Origin of the sequence: Neobacillus sp. KR4-4 (genome assembly GCF_042136325.1) — a bacterium.
Taxonomy (GTDB): Bacteria; Bacillota; Bacilli; order Bacillales; family Cytobacillaceae; genus Neobacillus.
Map to the genome: position 1 here is coordinate 68,385 of NZ_JBHHJU010000025.1, position 16,440 is coordinate 84,824.

Sequence of the window (16,440 nt, forward strand, 5' to 3'; positions counted from 1 at the left end):
TTTACTTTGTTAAAAGGAGTAAATATCATCATGAAAATTATCATTGGGTCAAAGAATCCTGCTAAAATTAGTGCGGTGAAAAATAGTTTTACTGAGGACCATGAGTTTGTTGACTTAGACATCCCATCAGGTGTTAATGAGCAGCCGTTTTCCGATGAGGAAACAATTAAAGGTGCTATTAATCGGGCAAAAGGTGCTTTAAACCTAGGAAATGGTGATATTGGGATTGGACTTGAAGGAGGTGTACAAGAAACCAGTTACGGATTATTTATATGTAACTGGGGAGCACTTGCAGCCAATGATGGAGAACCGATTATTGCCGGCGGGGCAAGGATCCCACTTCCGGAAGAAGTTGCGGTCCGATTAAGGGCGGGTGAAGAACTCGGACCAGTTATGGAAGATTATGCGAACAGTAAAAATGTAAGCAAACAAGAGGGAGCAGTTGGTATTTTTACTAACGGAATGGTAAATCGCTCTGAAATGTTCACTCATGTTATGAACCTGTTAGTGGGACAATACAAAAGGGGCAGATGATTGGACTGAAAAGTAGTCTACTGCTATGATTTAAAAAGATAGCCATGAAAATGAGCAAAAGATTCTAACGGAGGCGTTGAATTTGAAGAATTTAGAGTCAGTTGAGCAATTTGAACAGCTGCGCGATCATGGAAAAACAATTTTCATGTTTTCAGCAGGCTGGTGTCCAGATTGTCGAATTATTGAGCCGATTTTACCAGAAATAGAATCAAAATTTAATGAGTATACATTTATTCATGTTGATCGAGATGAGTATATTGATATATGCCAACAATTAGATGTCTTCGGAATCCCAAGCTTTATCGCATTCGAAGACGGAAATGAACTAGGCCGATTCGTAAGCAAAGACCGAAAGACACAAGAAGAAATAGAAAACTTTATCTCAGGTTTAAAATAATTTTTGTACTCTGTTGATTGGAGCAGAAATCAACATACAAGTTTTAGCCGAACCAAAATTATTTAGAACTCTCCATCACTTTGAGATGGAGGGTTTTTCATGTAAAATAGAAAAGCAGCTCCTAAAATGGAGGAATTTAAAATGAAAATGGATAGCAGAAAAATGAAAACCGAATTAGAGAGACGCCTGGCTCGTAAAGATCGGGTGATTACCTATGACCGAGAGAAGGACCAATTGCGCTTTGAAAGCAAAGAGTCAGGAAAAGGAATAACAGTCGCTTTACCAGGGATTATTGCCAAATGGCATATCGAAAAGGAGAAAGCCATCGATGAAGTCGTTTATTATATTGAAGAAGGACTTCGTGCGATGGAAGACACAGTTCAGTTAACCGATCATGAGAGGAAAATCTTCCCCGTCATTCGCTCCTCATCCTTCCCAAAGGAGGCAGAAGAGGGGGTGCCATTTTTAATTGACGAGCACACAGCTGAAACAAAAATTTATTATGCCTATGACCAAGGTAACACCTATCGGTTAATCGACTCTCGTATTATGGCAAAAGAGGGCTGGGAAGCAAACAGAATTAAGGAAATTGCTTTATTTAATGCCAGATCCCTTTCTACTCCCCTAAAAGAGGATCAAGTTGCAGGTAATAGCTTTTACTTTTTAAACACAAATGATGGATACGATGCGAGCCGGATCTTAAATAAGGTGTTCTTAAATGAATTCCAAAAGAAGATGACGGGGACAATGGTGCTAGCTGTTCCACACCAGGATGTGTTAATTATTGCTGATATTCGTAATGATCGAGGATATGATGTGATGGCACAGATGGCCATGAGCTTTTTTGCAAACGGTCATGTGCCAATAACAGCTTTATCATTTTTATATGAAAATGGTGAATTAGAACCCATTTTTATTTTAGGAAAAAACAAATAATTAAACATAGATGAAGGATCACATTCGGAGATCAGATTCTCTTGAAAAAATATAAACCAAATATGACTTGTGTCGTAACTGGTGAAGTTTCTGATAAAAATTTACTTCTTGCTGAGGGTAAATTAATCCTTTCTCGCGAAGGTGCAGAAAAATTATTAAAAGAAATTCAACAATCATTCCAATTAGCGTAATAAAAACTTCAATCCCTGATAAGGTGTTGGAGTTTTTTACTTGAATTATTTATTTGAACGCGATTTTAAGGCGTTGAGAGAATTGAAAAAATCACTGATAAATTTAGTCCCCTTTGTAGACGCCACAAAAGCAGTCGTATCAATGGATTCAGAGAATAAAAACTCCTTAAAAACGCCAAGCGTTTATACAGATAAAATGCGTTTATCAACGCGAGAACTAAATGACATTGTACAGAAAGCAGTTAAGGAAACCATCAAGAAAGAAAGGGAAATGATGTTTCAGGCTTTCGAAAATAAAATGAATGATGTTGTAGAAAAAAGAGATCAAATTCTAACTCAACAATTAAATCGTTCATTTGGAAGAAAGGCGATTACTGAAACATTCATCGCACTTAATCGTTTACTCCGTTCTTTCATAACAATCCCTTTCTTTTTCTCCTTTAGTTCCTGATTTTCCCACCTTTTCCTGGTTTGCTCTTCCGTAAGTCGATGGAAAATAACTCTAGACGGCAACTTTCGATACTGTCCGATGTAACCTTCAGAGATTTCATAGGTCTGGCCCGGCTTCAATTGATGCATGATTTTTTCTAAGTCCAATTGAATATACTCAGTTTGCTTTTTGACTGTTCCGTTTTTAAAGAATTCAGGATCAGGATTCCTTAGGTAAATACGATTGTTTAATTTTAAGCGAGAAGTGTAATAGGCCCCATTCTCGTCCATTTGATGAAGATCTTTAAGTCGAAATAACCTAAATCACGTATGCATAAATCACCAGTTTTTACTGTTTGTAAGCAAGTAGAACTGTAGGTTCGATCATTTTGTTTACCTGGTCCTGATTGAACATGCATGAATTGGCCACTGAGAAGATCATATTCTAATTGAATCTTTACACCAGCAGTATGGCTACTCCCTCCAGAGCCTTGATAAGTTGAGGCAAGCACATCTGGAAGTTGAAAGGTCGTAGAATCCAAGATTCGTATTCACTGAAACTGAGTAACATAACGATGAGGAAGAACTTAGGAGGAATATAGTTTTTGAGTAAGCAAGGAAGTGAATACATGTTGTAAAAGCTTGACAGCCGAAGGATTAAATCGTTGGTTGAGTCCTTCAGGACTTATCAAGACTCCCGTTGTAGATTCTAAAGAACTACATATCTGATTCAAGGAAGTACTCGCTACTTTTTGACTTAACCATACACACAAGGCAATTAAATCCTTGGCTTGATACTTACTCGTCCTTTGGACAAAACCTACTTCTTTAGCATGCTGTTGGAGAGCTTGTGGGGAAAGTATACCTATAAATAATAAATCCATCGAACCAATTACACCTATAATTTCCAAAAAATAAAAAATTTTACTTTTTGGAAGGAGTTTGGAACTATGAAAAAAATTATCTTAGCATTATCTCTAGCAATACCAGCAGCATTTGGTTATTCCCTAACTTCTGATGATTATTGCATATGAATTGAGCCGCATGTGCGGAGTTTTGAGCCGGTCAGTGCTGAAGAGTGAGCCACCATCTGCGGAGTAAGAGTGGCACGATAAATCAAATAACCTCTTGTATAATATAAAATGCATGCAAAAATGCATGACAATATTATACAGGAGGTTTTTTTGTGGTTAATTGTCGTAAAATCCTTGAACTGTATTTTGATGAGATCAGTCAAAGAACAATCAGTTCTAGTGCCGGTCACTCTAGGAATACAGTTGCCGAGGTCATTCGGCGTGCCAAGAAGCTTGGGATAGAAAGCTTGAATGATACCATGACCAATCGATGGTTGGAGGAATTTCTTTTTCCAGAGAAACAGGCTAGCGAAAAGGGGTACTTCCCGGTTGATATCTTCAGATCAATGAACTTTTTGTTAAATATAAAAATATAATGAAGTACGATATTTGTACCACATTTATGGGTGATATAGAAATAATAGTTTCTAAAAGGTTAAAGAATATTTTAATCAGTGAGAATGTCACTGGAATTAAATTTTCAAGTATTTATGATATTGATACACATGAGGTAATTAAAGATTTTTATCATCTGCAATTAGAAATAGGTATAGGTGAGGTAGTTGAACCTTCTATTGTTGAAATAGAGAAAAAATGCAACAAATGTGGATTTTATGGGAAATTTCTTTGTCAGACACCTCTATATTTTGAAAAAGATTCTTGGAAGGAATTGGACATGTATTTCACCTTAAATTGGTTTGGCTCACCGCCAATAACTCAAGGAAAATGGGTAATTATTTCTCAGAGACTATATAGAATCTTAATAGAAAACAATATTAAATATATTGATGTACAACCAGCTTTTTTAATATAAGTAGCTCCAATTAAAAATATTTAGATTGATATTGTCTATTTCGAAGCTGGGACAAAACCCTTCTCTAAACTAAAAAGCCTGTGAAATTTTACGAGAGTAAATTGAACTGCCCCGTAAATGTTAGGCACGATTCTAACGTTTACAGGGGTTTTTTTATGGCTAAATTTACAGCTGAGGAAAGAATACATTGTCTTTATTTAGGATTATTTTTGCATTTCACCTTTAACTCAAAATATGTATATATGCAAATGATAATCCGATATCTTTTGTAGATCCAAGTGGAAATTATTCTGTTAAAATTGGTGTGAAATTTGCTGGTGCAGTTTTTAATGTACTCCACTCCTAGGGGCGCTTGCTAGAGGGACATCAGGAGGTATCCAAGCTTATATTATTAAAAAAGGAAAAAAGGAGGCTGCAAGAATATTTACCAAAACTATAGTAAGTAGACTTAAGGTTTGGGGTGCAAAAAAACTATCATATATGGTTGGTGCAGCAGTTGCTGTTGCACTGGATTATTATAGCGCTTGCGCCCATATTGCAGAATATTTCAATTTGTATGCAATTTCTAACACTTCGCTGGGATTTTTCCGTTAGTTTAGAGTTTTTTGTCTCATGTTCATGTAGTTTAGATTTTTATGTATCAGAATTGAGACAAAATAGTACGAATTCAGTAACTAATAATATATATTTTTAAATGATTATATTTTCTTTTTTTGTCTTTACATTTGATAAAGAAGTTTATGATAACCTCAAATATAAGGGAAGGAAAACGGAAGTCTTGACTATTCAGATAAACCTATACAATGAGAGGTATTTTCATTTTGTTACAACATCCCAAACATACTCTAATTATGTTAAAAAAAGTAAATGCAATAGGTTGTTATGTTATTATAGTATAGGACTATTTACCATTTTTGGAGGATTATTAATTGGATGTATTAGTACTAGAACAGGAAATTAAGGACCTGCGTTCTGAATTATATAAATTAGGGAGAGAAACAAATAAATATTCTTTGGGTGAAATATTAAAAGTTAGCCAAAAATTAGACGAGAAAATTTTGCTTTATCAAAAGGCAAAAATTTCGTTTCCATTATTTTATTAAAAGCATTAATAAAGGATCATTTTTCCAGGCGAAATCATATATGACTATTTTACTATTTTTAGTATAATAATAGAAAAATAATTATATTCATATATTTTTCTATTGGAAGGGTAATGGGAATGGAGAAAATAGTCGTAACGGGTTATGGGGTCAAGGGACCAAAAACAAATAATATTGAACAATTCTTATATAATTTAGAAAATGGAATTAATTGTTTAGAGGTAGTATCTAATCTGTCGCCTAAAGGCGAGGAATCACTGGTTGGAAAAATAAACGAAGGTCTACATGAGTTTGAATCTGATAAACGCTTCAAAAGATTTCCAAAGGTTACCCTTATGGGGATGGCGGCAGGCAAAGAGGCACTTGATCAAGCTAAATTGATTAATCAGCAAGATAAAAAAGTAGGTGTCTTCTTTGGCACTTCTTTAGGTTCTGTTGGTGAAAAAATTTACCAGGAGTCTATCATTAATGTTCATCATTCCAATTATCGAGAAATTCCTATCACCTTTTCTCATTATGTAAATTGTCATAGTATCACCTCAGCCATAGCCCATTATTTAGGAGCTAAAGGTATCACGAAAACGATTACTACCGGCTGTACATCCAGTTTAGAAGCCATTCAGGACGCAATCGCATACTTAAAATGTGGTATGATTGATGTAGCGATAGTTGGTGGAACGGATAGCTTGATTGATAAAATGGCGACATATGGATTTGCCAAAACAAAATCAATTGCTTTGAATCAATCGTTACAAGAGGGGGCCGTTCCTTTTAGTGAAAACAGTAAGGGTTTTGCCATTTCGGAAGCCTCAGGGGTTGTCATCTTGGAAAGAGAGGAACATGCATTACAAAGATCTATTCCTATTTTGGGTGAAATTGAGAATGTGGTCTCCAATAATGACGGTGTTTACTTATACTCTTTAGATGAAACTGGCGATCAAATGGTTAGTGCCTTGAAAGAAGTACTAAGGAATAGAAAACCTAACTATATTAATAGTCAGGCATTAGGAATTCAAGTAAACGATAAAATCGAAAAGCGTTGCTCCGAGGAGCTATTCAACCATGATGTTCCTTATACGTCCATTAAAAGCATGATTGGAAATCCTTATGGAGCTACTGGAATCCTACAAGTTATAACGTCCTTATTAAGTATTAATCATGGATTTATCCCACCAACCATTCGAACAAACAAAAAAGGGTTCGAAGAAATGAATATTGTGACGACAACCTTATTTCAAGAAATAAATGAGGTAGCGGTCACTACTCATGGTCATGGAGGGAATAATGCCTGTGCCTATATAAAGAGATATCAATAGAGTGGTGAAAAACATTGATCATCGCATTTTTGATCGCTATTATTGGTATTATTCCGATAGTGTTAGCGATTTCGGTTTTAATAATATATAAAGGTTCGGAATTAGCATTTGCTTTATTTCTTTATATGCTCTCCATCAGTTTTTGGCAATTAGACATTGCCGTTTTATATTTAAAAGGTGTACTTTCAGAAGAGTTAATTACTTGGCTTTTTAGGTTTTTTAGGATCGGGCCAACTTTTATGATTCCTCTTGTATTTTATTTAGCGTATGTTCTAATCAATAAACATACCTCCAACATTAAAAATCAATCTTTTTATAAGTTTCAATTTTCTATTTTTAATCCTAAAGTGTTGTTTTATCTAGTCGTATGGAGCTTTATTGTCTATCTAATAAATATGACAAGATTCGGAATCATCGGAGTGAAAGAGGTTAAAATTGTTAATGCAGATCTTTATTTCTATTTTCCGGAATATGGACCGCTGCAATTTTTGTACCTATTTCATACTAGTAGTTTCTTAATTCTAATTATTTTTACTTATATTATTTCTAGACAAATTCAAAACCTCTATTTAAAAAATTTTTTAGGAACCTTTTCTTATTGTAGCTTGTTACTATTTATTTTTGGTTTATTAAATTTTATACCTGGGACAGGAGCCTTATTTAGCAGTTTAGGGACCATCATCTTTTCCGTTATTATTGTTTTTTCCTTTGTTAAACTGAATACGATGTTGACTGTAAACTATAATCGTTTAATGGAACGTCAGAAGAAACTAGATAATGCAGGTAGTCTTACTGCTAGTTTAGTACATGAAGTGAAAAATACTCTACAAATTATTAACGGCTATTCGAAATTATTAGGAGAATCACAACTTCCTTCTGAAGGTAAAAGGATGAACGTAATGATTCAAAATGCTTCTAATCAAATGGAAGACTTAATTAGTAATTACACAAAATTATTAAAGTACAAATCCATTGATTTCAAAATGGTGGATCTGAATGAAATTATTGAACAATCCATTGAAATATCAGAAGAGTTTTTGCAAAGAAATGCCGTAGAAGTTTTTTTTGACAAAAAATATTCAACATTAAAAACCTATGCCAACCACGCGTACTTAAAGCAGGTATTTGTCAATTTAATCAAAAATAGTTCGGAGGCTTTTCCGAAGGAAGGTTCCATAAGAAATATCATGTTTTCTACTGATATTCAAGTGGATAGAATTTTTATTAATATTATTGATACCGGAATAGGAATACCTGCGGACAATTGGAATAGTATTTTTGATCCTTTTACGACTTCTAAAACTGAGGGATTAGGTTTAGGATTACCATTTGTAAAAAACATCATTCTTGAACATCGAGGAGATATAAAAGTGATGGATAGTAGTTCAAAAGGAACTCATATCCAAATTATTTTACCTCAGTATTCTTTTAGTAGTCTTTAAGAACGGATTCAGAATGAAAATTAGATCTTTTTCTCTGGTAAGGATGAACATGGAGCGGGGAAGGAAAAAGTTAAAGAGGCGATAAAAGAAGTTCAGTCCTTGAGGCTAATTGAATTTATATTATAATAATAAGATTTCCTGAACACAAAGGGGTGTTTTTGGTACGGCAACGCTTTATTACATGGAAAAATTGGAATCGTATAAAAAGAGTTTTTCTTGAAGGGGTAAAGTAACTTTGTTATTTTACCTCTTTTCTTTTATCATCGCATAAATATTGTATATAAGAAAGTTTGTGGGGAAAGGATGGAAAGTAGTCTCTGTAAAAAACGATATCATAACATTTAAAAATCCTTAATATTAGCATTGTCTAGTGACACAAACGTTGTAGCACTTAAGACGAACTGTAGCTCCGTCATTATGATTGTCGAAGTTGGTAAATTCCAGTATGTTGCTCCATTAAAGGACCATTTTGTTGAGTAAGAGAGTAAATAAAGATTTCCCTGATTGTTGAAGAAGGGTAGTAAAAACTTTCTAATTAAAATAGATCATTTACAAAAAAATAATGACTTATGAGGAGTCCTTAATGAATTAAGAAATCCTTATTGATTTTGGAAAATGATATTGAATATTTTTCTAGCTCACAGAATAAATATGGAAAGGATTTGGACATTTGGAGGGGATATAATGTTACTAGGTGAAGCCCAAAGGAAAATTGAAACATATGATATCATACCTGACATTGGGGAACTTCCTGAAAAGAAACCAAAAACAAAAATGGAATTAACAAATAAGAGAACACGGAACTCCACCCGGTTTATCAATCCTGATGGTAGTTTTACAGAGGAAATTTACAATCAGCCAATTTTCTACCAAGATATCAGTGATAAAAAATGGAAAAGGATTGATAATACCCTAAAGAAGAGTCCTCTAGCTCCCGATAAATTTATCAACACTGCGAATGAATTTAAGTCGATATTCGCAGAAGAATCAGATATAAGCAAATTAGTTTCTGTACAAAAGCAAGGATACAATTTTGATATGCTACTAGTTGGAGCGCGAAAAGTAAAATCGGTGATTAATAATGATCAAATCATTTATCCTGATATCCTTCCACAAGTTGATTTATCTTATGTAGTGACTAATGATAAGATAAAAGAATCCCTCATTTTAAAAGCACCTACGGGTCAAAGTCAATATTCCTTTGAGCTGAAAATACCAGCAAATTTATCAGCAAGTTTGTTGGCGAATGGCAATATCACTATTTCCTCTCAATTTGGAGACCTACTGTGGATTCTCGAAAAGCCTAGAATGATTGATTCGAATGGTATCTATTCGGATAATGCCAATTTTAATATTCGTAAAGAGGGCAATCGAACGTTTATTGATATTAGCCTTGATACCAGCTATTTAAATAATCCTAGTAGAAGCTACCCTGTCACGATTGACCCTTCCCTTCAATCTACTTTATTAATTCGAGACACGTTTATTTCCAATCGCTATCCCCAATCCTCTTATTCAAGTAGTATGTATATGCATACAGGCATGACTCCATCCTACGGGGTTACTCGTTCTTTAATTCGATTTGCTCTGCCCCCACTGCCGAGTAATAGCCGAATTACAACAGCTACCTTCCAAGCATATCAAACGAACACTGGCGTATCGAATACAACTGTGGATTTGTATCGACTTAATTCATCCTGGGGCGATGCTGTAACTTGGGACACTCAGCCTTCGGCTGCAGCTACTGCAGAATCAAGTTTAGCGCCCAATACTTCCAATGCGTTCTGGGTATGGTACATCACAAAATTGACACAAGATTGGTATAATGGTGTCCAATCCAATTATGGGCTGATGCTAAAAAATAGGGATGAAAGTACGGCACCATGGGCGTCCTTTACAACAAAGGAAAATACAGCGTCTTATGTACCAAAAATTTCGATTACTTATGAAGTCGATCCGATTGGCCTCGAAGATTTTTGGCATCGAACAGAGGATGGAATCAATCCAAGTAATGGGAATTTAATATTGACAGAAGCTGATTTTGACGTTCCTGGCCGTGGTATTCCACTAACTGTAGAAAGAACTTACAATAGTCGAAATACCGTTGAAAAGGGGGTATTTGGGTATGGATGGTCTAGTAATTTTGATGCTCGGCTAATCTACGGGGTATCAGGTCCTGTTGTCTATATCGATAATGATGGAACTAGACACTTCTTTGGAGAATCAGTCGATGGTGGCTATATCGCTCAAAGTGGGATTTATTTGAATTTATCTAGACAATTAGACGGGACCTTATCCTTACTCTTACAGATCAAACGACAAAGATTACCTTTAATAATAAAGGACGCATTCAATCGATTTCAGATCTAAATGGCAACGTCACCACATTTACTTATAATCCCTCCGATCAATTACAAACCATTCAAGATGCTTCAGGTCGCGCATTAAGTATATCTTATGGGAGTAATGGATTTGTCTCAACGATTACATTTGAAAACCGGTTATATCGATATTCACAGGATGTAAATGGATATTTAATTTCGTATACAAATGCGAAAAATATTACAAAAAATTTTGGGTATGACAGTATAGGGAGGCTAACTAGCAGGAAAGATGGCCGAAATATTACGACCTCCTTTACCTACGATGTATCCAGCAGAGTAAGTAAAGTAAGCCGCCCTATTACGATCGAAGGCACAGTCACAGAGAGTGTTAGTACTTTTAGCTATGATCCACCCAATAACTGGACTACTAAATATAACAATGTCACCCAACGAACAGACTTCAGCTATGATTCCTTGGGCAGAGTCACCCAAATCATCGAAAACATTACAGATCCAGCGAATAAAAAAACGACAATATTCAGATATAGTGACAATAATGAAGTCGTCCAATTGCAGGATCCTAAGAATTCATCGTACATATATGAGTACGATGATCAAGGGAATGTAACATCTGAAAAATTACCCGAAAACGAACAAGCATATTATTCATTTGATAATCAAAACAATCTGATAAAAGAACAAGACTTCAATCAGAATGTAGAGCTGTATGATTATGATGTGAAAAATAATGAAACAGAATCGATTGATCCTTATGTGCAATCGGTTTCAAAGAGATACGATTCAGTTGGCAATCTTCTTTATCATACAAATCCTTTATCTGTATCAGATAATCTCTTTCAGAACTCTAGCTTTGAGTTTGGGACTACATGGCCTGATTATTGGACGCAAGCGGTCCAATATGGAACCACTGCCCAATTTGCTTGGGCATCTACAGCTAAATTTGGCAATCGATCGGTTAGCATTTCAAATCCAACCGGCTGGGCCATTGTGTATCAGACCTTCAATTTCACTGCTCAAGAAACATATGTATTTAGCGGATATGTTAAAACGGCAGCGACTACTGGAAAAGCTTATCTCAAAGTCGAATTCTTTGATGCTTCAAACGCTTGGCTAGGTCAAAGAAGCTCCTATGGGTTAACCGGAACGCATGATTGGACGCGATTACAGACGATTATTTTAAATATTCCAACAGGTACTGCAACAATAAGAGTATCCGCTACATTAGATGCAGGGCAAGGAACGGCTTACTTTGATGCGCTCCAAATTGAAAAAGGGAATGTTGTCAGCGCCTATAACCTTATTGAAAATTCCAGCTTTGAACGATATAGCAGCCCCACAGATCCGATACCATTAAATTGGTCTACAAGTGGCAATTTTACTCCAGCAGATGGCCGTTATCAAAAGACGGATAGTAATGATACACGAGTGTACGTCGGCAATAATTCCTTTAAACTCAGTGGAGAAAAAGGGAAGAATAAATTTTTGACTCAGAGGATTTTACTTTCGGGAGATGCCACTACCAAAATGACGTTATCCGGGTGGTCTTATCAAGAAGGAGCGGATCCTGCGGGAGGCCATTATTTATTGCAAATTGCAATTAATTATACAGACAGTACAGTCGATTAACGAAATTCATAAAGATAGTCCTGCTAGAAGCAATAGTCTTAAGTACGAGGATATGAAAATTGAAGTTTATTATGATAAAAAGAACGAATGGTATAACAGCTTATTTAACTATACAAATCCTGAAAAGGGAAACAAAGTAGAAGGCAGTTATGTTGTTCGTGAAAAAAATGGAGAATTAAAAATTGATATAGAAAAAAGTAGAGATGTAGATCCAGAGGAAATAAGAAAAAGTTTTAAAAGGGAAGCTTGTATCCACTGTAAATAAGGAGGGATTGGATGAAATTCCTGAAACGGGGAATCGGGATATGTTTTGCGTTACTTTTTCTCCTTATGCCAACAGCTTCACTTGCGGATGATATCTCACCAACTATTCAGAAAAAAGAAGTAACCGTTGGCCGTGTGACATTGGAAAGTAAGGAATATCCTTTCGAACATTACAGGATGGAGGCGAATATTGGGGACGGTCTTAAAGATACTGGTGATAATGCCTTACATGCCATTAATCAAGGAATGTGGGGGTTTAATAAAACAGTTGCTAGCTTTACCCTTTATTCTATTGATCAGCTTATGTCTTTCGATTTAATTAGTATCATTGCAAGCGAAGCAGGCATTATGAGTCAACGAATCTATGAAATTATGTCAGGGACTTTCTTACCCTTGTTTGTCATTTTTGTAGGAGGAGCTGCAGCATGGCGTTATTTTGTCAATCAACAAGTCGGTCATGCAGTAAAGGCAATTGTTGGTGCTTTGGCTATCCTGGTTCTCACCTTTTGGTTTTATTCTGATGCAACAGGAAATATCAAATGGCTGAATGACAGAGGGGCGGAGCTTGAAGGGATTGCCAGCTCGGTAAACGTTCTTGTTAGTTCTGATGGATTTGACAGCAACGCAGCATATAATCCCAAAGAGGGAATGGCGGTATTAGACAATCAGTTGTTTAACCTCATGGTTAAGCGTCCGTATTTACTATTAAATTATGGATCTACAAAAGAAGCGGACATTGTAAGTGAGGATCCAAACCGGGTAGATAAACTTTTGGAAATTAAGCCTTATATAGAAGAGGGTAAAGCAAAAAGGAGCGAGGTCGTAACCGATGAAGCAAAGAATGGTAACAAGCAAATGACACCGGATTTTAGTGGTGAACGATTTGGGTATTTAATCGTTACGATCATTTCCACTATTGCTCTTTCGATTCCTGTTTTATTGTTAGGAATCTTTAAGTTTTTGCTTCAAGTATGGTTCCTAGCCTTAGTGATCTTCACAGGAATTCCACTTGTTCTTTCGTTAATCCCTTCTTACAGTGAAAGTGCGTTAAACCACGGAAAAAAAATCGTAGGCGTCTTACTGATGAAAGCAGGATTGGTGCTTTTAATCGCTGTCATTACGGGAATTGTTAGCTTACTTTATGAATCGGTCAAAGTCACGAATGGAGTAGAAGGCTATGCATTTGTCGTCTTCTTGATCTGTATTACCATGTGGGGTTTATTTAAATATCGTTCGGAACTATTCGAAGTTGCTTCAGCGGGGATGATACAAGGTCAACAAGTCGTCGAGAGAGCGACAACAAACTCCTTTAGTAAAATGGGTGACGCTGGCGATAAAGGGTTCAAAGGGGCAAAAAGAATGGTGGGGCAAGCTTATAAAACTCATCAGAATAAAAAACGTCAAGAAGGGTTTCCATCAGGTGAAGAAGGAGCAGGACAGAAAACGGCTTCAACTGCTACACCTGGTATAGTATCGAGTGGAACCCGATCCAAACACCGAAATGCATGGGGAGAGAATACCCCACAAAAACAAGTCACAGGCAACAATCAAGGACAACAAGCTGCTGGCAAAGGTGGGAAAAATGCAGTCGCGGCATTGGCAGCAGGAGCAGCCCCGCGATCAGCTTCACGAAATGCTGGTATTGTGCATTTAGATGATTACAAAAGTGGAAAAGGTGAAGAGGCTAGTAAGAGTAGTAATTCTAGTCAGTCGGCTTGAAATTCCAATCGAGAAGCTAGAAAAAACGAAGAGGTTAAACCTTCCTCTCACCGTAGTCCGTCAGGAAGAATGGATAGTAAAAATGAAGTAGCAGCTTCAAGAGAATCGGACAAATATCTCACTCAATGGGAAGCGCAACAACAGATTAAATCGCGAAATGCCAATCCACCTACTGAAAATGTCAAGAGATCAGAAAGTAGAAACCCAAGCGCTAAACCACGAAAATGATGTTGGAGAAAAGCATTTTGACACAATCACATTTAGTTTTATGAACGGTGTTCTGTTTCATTGCGTCAGAATTGCTTTTAGAAAGGAGATCCTATGCAAGGTGTTTTGAAGAAAGGGGCAAGAGTTGCTGGAACTGTAGCCGTTCTTAAAAACCCTCTTACTTGGATTATTGCAGGTATTCTTCTTCTCCTCACATCTATTTTCGGTTTTGCCTTATTTATTTCAATTAGTTTAGGTGGAGAGAATCAATTTGAATCGGGGATGTCAGGAGAAAAAGCTGGAGGAACTGCGAAAATATCAGCTGAGGTATTGCGATATGAACCCCTTATAAGGAATTATGCAGGGGAATATGGGGTTGATGAGTATGTGGGGCTTATCATGGCCCTTATCCAACAAGAGTCAGGAGGAAGACAGTTAGATGTGATGCAATCCTCCGAATCTATCGGTTTACCACCAGGAGCGATCACAGATCCCGAATTGTCTATTAAAATTGGTGTCAAATATTTTTGCGGAAGTGATGAAGAAAGCCCAAGGAGACCCAAAATTGGCGCTTCAATCTTATAACATGGGAAGTGGATTTATTCCGTTCGCTCTAGAACATGGGGGATACTCCAAAGAAGTAGCCATCCAATTTAGTCAATTGATGGCTGCCAAGAACGGTTGGCCCCGATACGGTGATGTTGACTATGTTGAGCATGTGCTTCGCTATTATCATTCAGGAGATGGAAAAGTAGTTGTTGTAGGGGATGGTACCCAACGTTTTGATGTGGAAAAGGTCCATAATTTTATGAAAAAATTCCTCGGCCAGCCTTATGTGTGGGGGGGGGAGAACACCGGCTGCTGGAGGGTTTGACTGTTCAGGGCTAATGGAATATGCTTTTAGTCAAATCGGTATTGATATGACTGGTACAGCTCAATCCCAATACAACAAAACCATTCCCGTTTCTGAAGATCAAATTAGTCCTGGTGATTTGGTTTTCTTCTCAACCTACAAGCCAGGAGCTTCTCATGTTGGAATGTATGTAGGAAATGGAAAGTTCATTAATGCAAATGGCAACGGAATCTCTTATTCTTCTGTAGAAGAATGGAAGAAACTTTATCCATTCTTAGGTTTTAGAAGAATTCAGTGATAGGGGGGAAATCTTGGAACCAAATCAAAAGAAAAATTACATTTTGCTCATGCTCGTTTTTGTTGCAGCTGTTTTAATTATCATGTATATTTTCGGTTTACGATCACAGTTGCAGGAAGTAAAAGCGAATCAAAGAAATTATGAAGATCGGATGAAAACCTTATCTTCTGTTCAAAATACAGATGCGTTAGACGTGAATCGGAAGTTCCTTGAAAAAATTTTCACCTATCAAACTACTACCGAACGATATAAGAAAATCAAACCACTGATGACCGATCAAGGTTTTAATGCTACCCATCCTTCCGGAACGGAACTCCCTAAATCTAAACAATCGGTTAAGTCTTCAATGGTCGGATTGAAACCTTTTGAATATCAGTCCTCAAAGACTGAAGCTGAATTTTTTAATGAGTTTAAACTTACAACTGAATTTAACAATGTCTCAAATACGGAAACCGTTATTGTGAAAACGTCGCTGATCTATGTTAAAGAGCAGGGTTGGAAGATAAATGATGTTGAATTTGTCGGTCAATTAACAGGTCGGGAATAAATTTAATTGAAAGTCCTTCAAAAAATCCTAGGGCTGGATGGGCATGTTGTGGTACCACCAGCAAAACGCGACTTTTACAAAGCTAAGGAAATTTCAAAATAAAAAGCCCAATTTCTCAGCATTAAAATTGAGAGATTGGACTTTTTTCGTTACTCCAGAAAAGAGCCCGAAGGTCATATAACCAATGAATTTTCCATATATGACCCTCGCCATCGTTTTACGTATTGTCAAAACTTTTATATTAAAAAAGTTAATAATCCTTGATTTAAAGGGATTTAAATGCAAAAAACTTGCCACCCCCGTGAAATTAGGTTAAAAGTGAGGTTACCACACCGAACACCTAATC

The 16,440-nt window shown here is 36.4% G+C and carries 16 protein-coding genes and 3 pseudogenes; 18 read left to right on the plus strand and 1 reads right to left on the minus strand.

Features of this window, described 5'->3' with window-relative positions; all coding sequences use genetic code 11:
- Positions 1-30: 30 nt before the first annotated feature.
- From ACE198_RS21300 to ACE198_RS21320, 5 genes and pseudogenes are all read left to right on the plus strand, one after another.
- Positions 31-534, plus strand: a complete 504-nt coding sequence (locus ACE198_RS21300) for a DUF84 family protein (protein WP_375376947.1) — start codon at positions 31-33, stop codon at positions 532-534.
- A gap of 58 nt (positions 535-592) precedes the next feature.
- A pseudogene (locus tag ACE198_RS21305) lies at positions 593-931 on the plus strand (thioredoxin family protein); the annotation flags it as partial.
- A gap of 147 nt (positions 932-1,078) precedes the next feature.
- Positions 1,079-1,867, plus strand: coding sequence for a DUF1444 domain-containing protein (locus ACE198_RS21310; protein ID WP_375376963.1), 789 nt, complete (start codon positions 1,079-1,081; stop codon positions 1,865-1,867).
- A gap of 29 nt (positions 1,868-1,896) precedes the next feature.
- Positions 1,897-2,058, plus strand: a pseudogene (locus tag ACE198_RS21315) (transition state regulator Abh); the annotation flags it as partial.
- A 40-nt stretch (positions 2,059-2,098) separates the two neighbouring features.
- Positions 2,099-2,509 (plus strand): hypothetical protein, encoded by a 411-nt coding sequence (locus ACE198_RS21320; RefSeq protein WP_375376965.1) that lies wholly within the window; start codon positions 2,099-2,101, stop codon positions 2,507-2,509.
- On the opposite strand, the pseudogene ACE198_RS21325 reads toward ACE198_RS21320, so the two are convergent.
- Positions 2,431-3,371 (minus strand): annotated as a pseudogene (locus ACE198_RS21325) (IS4 family transposase); the annotation flags it as partial. The gene ACE198_RS21320 and the pseudogene ACE198_RS21325 sit on opposite strands and share 79 nt — an antisense overlap.
- Before the next feature lie 302 nt (positions 3,372-3,673).
- Between ACE198_RS21325 and ACE198_RS21330 the strand changes: the two are divergent.
- The 13 genes from ACE198_RS21330 (at position 3,674) to ACE198_RS21395 (ending at position 16,094) form a co-directional block, all read left to right on the plus strand.
- On the plus strand, positions 3,674-3,937 hold the full coding sequence (locus tag ACE198_RS21330) for a hypothetical protein (RefSeq protein ID WP_375376948.1): 264 nt from the start codon (positions 3,674-3,676) through the stop codon (positions 3,935-3,937).
- Positions 3,938-3,963: 26 nt separating this feature from the next.
- The gene (locus tag ACE198_RS21335) at positions 3,964-4,374 is read left to right on the plus strand and encodes a hypothetical protein (RefSeq protein ID WP_375376949.1); all 411 of its coding nucleotides are present in this window, start codon (positions 3,964-3,966) and stop codon (positions 4,372-4,374) included.
- A 929-nt stretch (positions 4,375-5,303) separates the two neighbouring features.
- On the plus strand, positions 5,304-5,477 hold the full coding sequence (locus tag ACE198_RS21340; protein ID WP_375376950.1) for an aspartyl-phosphate phosphatase Spo0E family protein: 174 nt from the start codon (positions 5,304-5,306) through the stop codon (positions 5,475-5,477).
- A 119-nt stretch (positions 5,478-5,596) separates the two neighbouring features.
- Positions 5,597-6,793, plus strand: a complete 1,197-nt coding sequence (locus ACE198_RS21345) for a beta-ketoacyl-[acyl-carrier-protein] synthase family protein (RefSeq protein WP_375376951.1) — start codon at positions 5,597-5,599, stop codon at positions 6,791-6,793.
- A gap of 14 nt (positions 6,794-6,807) precedes the next feature.
- Positions 6,808-8,235 carry an ATP-binding protein gene (locus ACE198_RS21350; protein WP_375376952.1) on the plus strand — a complete coding sequence of 476 codons (1,428 nt, stop codon included), beginning with the start codon at positions 6,808-6,810 and terminating at the stop codon, positions 8,233-8,235.
- Between the two features lie 684 nt (positions 8,236-8,919).
- Positions 8,920-10,605 carry a DNRLRE domain-containing protein gene (locus tag ACE198_RS21355; protein WP_375376953.1) on the plus strand — a complete coding sequence of 562 codons (1,686 nt, stop codon included), beginning with the start codon at positions 8,920-8,922 and terminating at the stop codon, positions 10,603-10,605.
- The gene (locus ACE198_RS21365; RefSeq protein ID WP_483870561.1) at positions 10,593-12,206 is read left to right on the plus strand and encodes a hypothetical protein; all 1,614 of its coding nucleotides are present in this window, start codon (positions 10,593-10,595) and stop codon (positions 12,204-12,206) included. Before ACE198_RS21355 ends, ACE198_RS21365 begins: the two co-directional genes overlap by 13 nt.
- Positions 12,207-12,258: 52 nt before the next feature.
- Positions 12,259-12,471 (plus strand): hypothetical protein, encoded by a 213-nt coding sequence (locus ACE198_RS21370; protein ID WP_375376955.1) that lies wholly within the window; start codon positions 12,259-12,261, stop codon positions 12,469-12,471.
- Between the two features lie 11 nt (positions 12,472-12,482).
- Positions 12,483-14,189, plus strand: coding sequence for a CD3337/EF1877 family mobilome membrane protein (locus ACE198_RS21375; protein ID WP_375376956.1), 1,707 nt, complete (start codon positions 12,483-12,485; stop codon positions 14,187-14,189).
- A 321-nt stretch (positions 14,190-14,510) separates the two neighbouring features.
- The gene (locus ACE198_RS21380; RefSeq protein ID WP_375376957.1) at positions 14,511-14,981 is read left to right on the plus strand and encodes a lysozyme family protein; all 471 of its coding nucleotides are present in this window, start codon (positions 14,511-14,513) and stop codon (positions 14,979-14,981) included.
- Complete coding sequence (locus ACE198_RS21385; RefSeq protein ID WP_375376958.1) at positions 14,962-15,270, plus strand: lysozyme family protein; 309 nt, start codon at positions 14,962-14,964, stop codon at positions 15,268-15,270. Before ACE198_RS21380 ends, ACE198_RS21385 begins: the two co-directional genes overlap by 20 nt.
- A 13-nt stretch (positions 15,271-15,283) precedes the next feature.
- A complete protein-coding gene (locus ACE198_RS21390) occupies positions 15,284-15,547 on the plus strand; it encodes a C40 family peptidase (RefSeq protein WP_375376959.1) in 264 nt (87 codons plus the stop codon).
- A 13-nt stretch (positions 15,548-15,560) separates the two neighbouring features.
- The gene (locus tag ACE198_RS21395; RefSeq protein WP_375376960.1) at positions 15,561-16,094 is read left to right on the plus strand and encodes a hypothetical protein; all 534 of its coding nucleotides are present in this window, start codon (positions 15,561-15,563) and stop codon (positions 16,092-16,094) included.
- Positions 16,095-16,440: the final 346 nt, after the last annotated feature.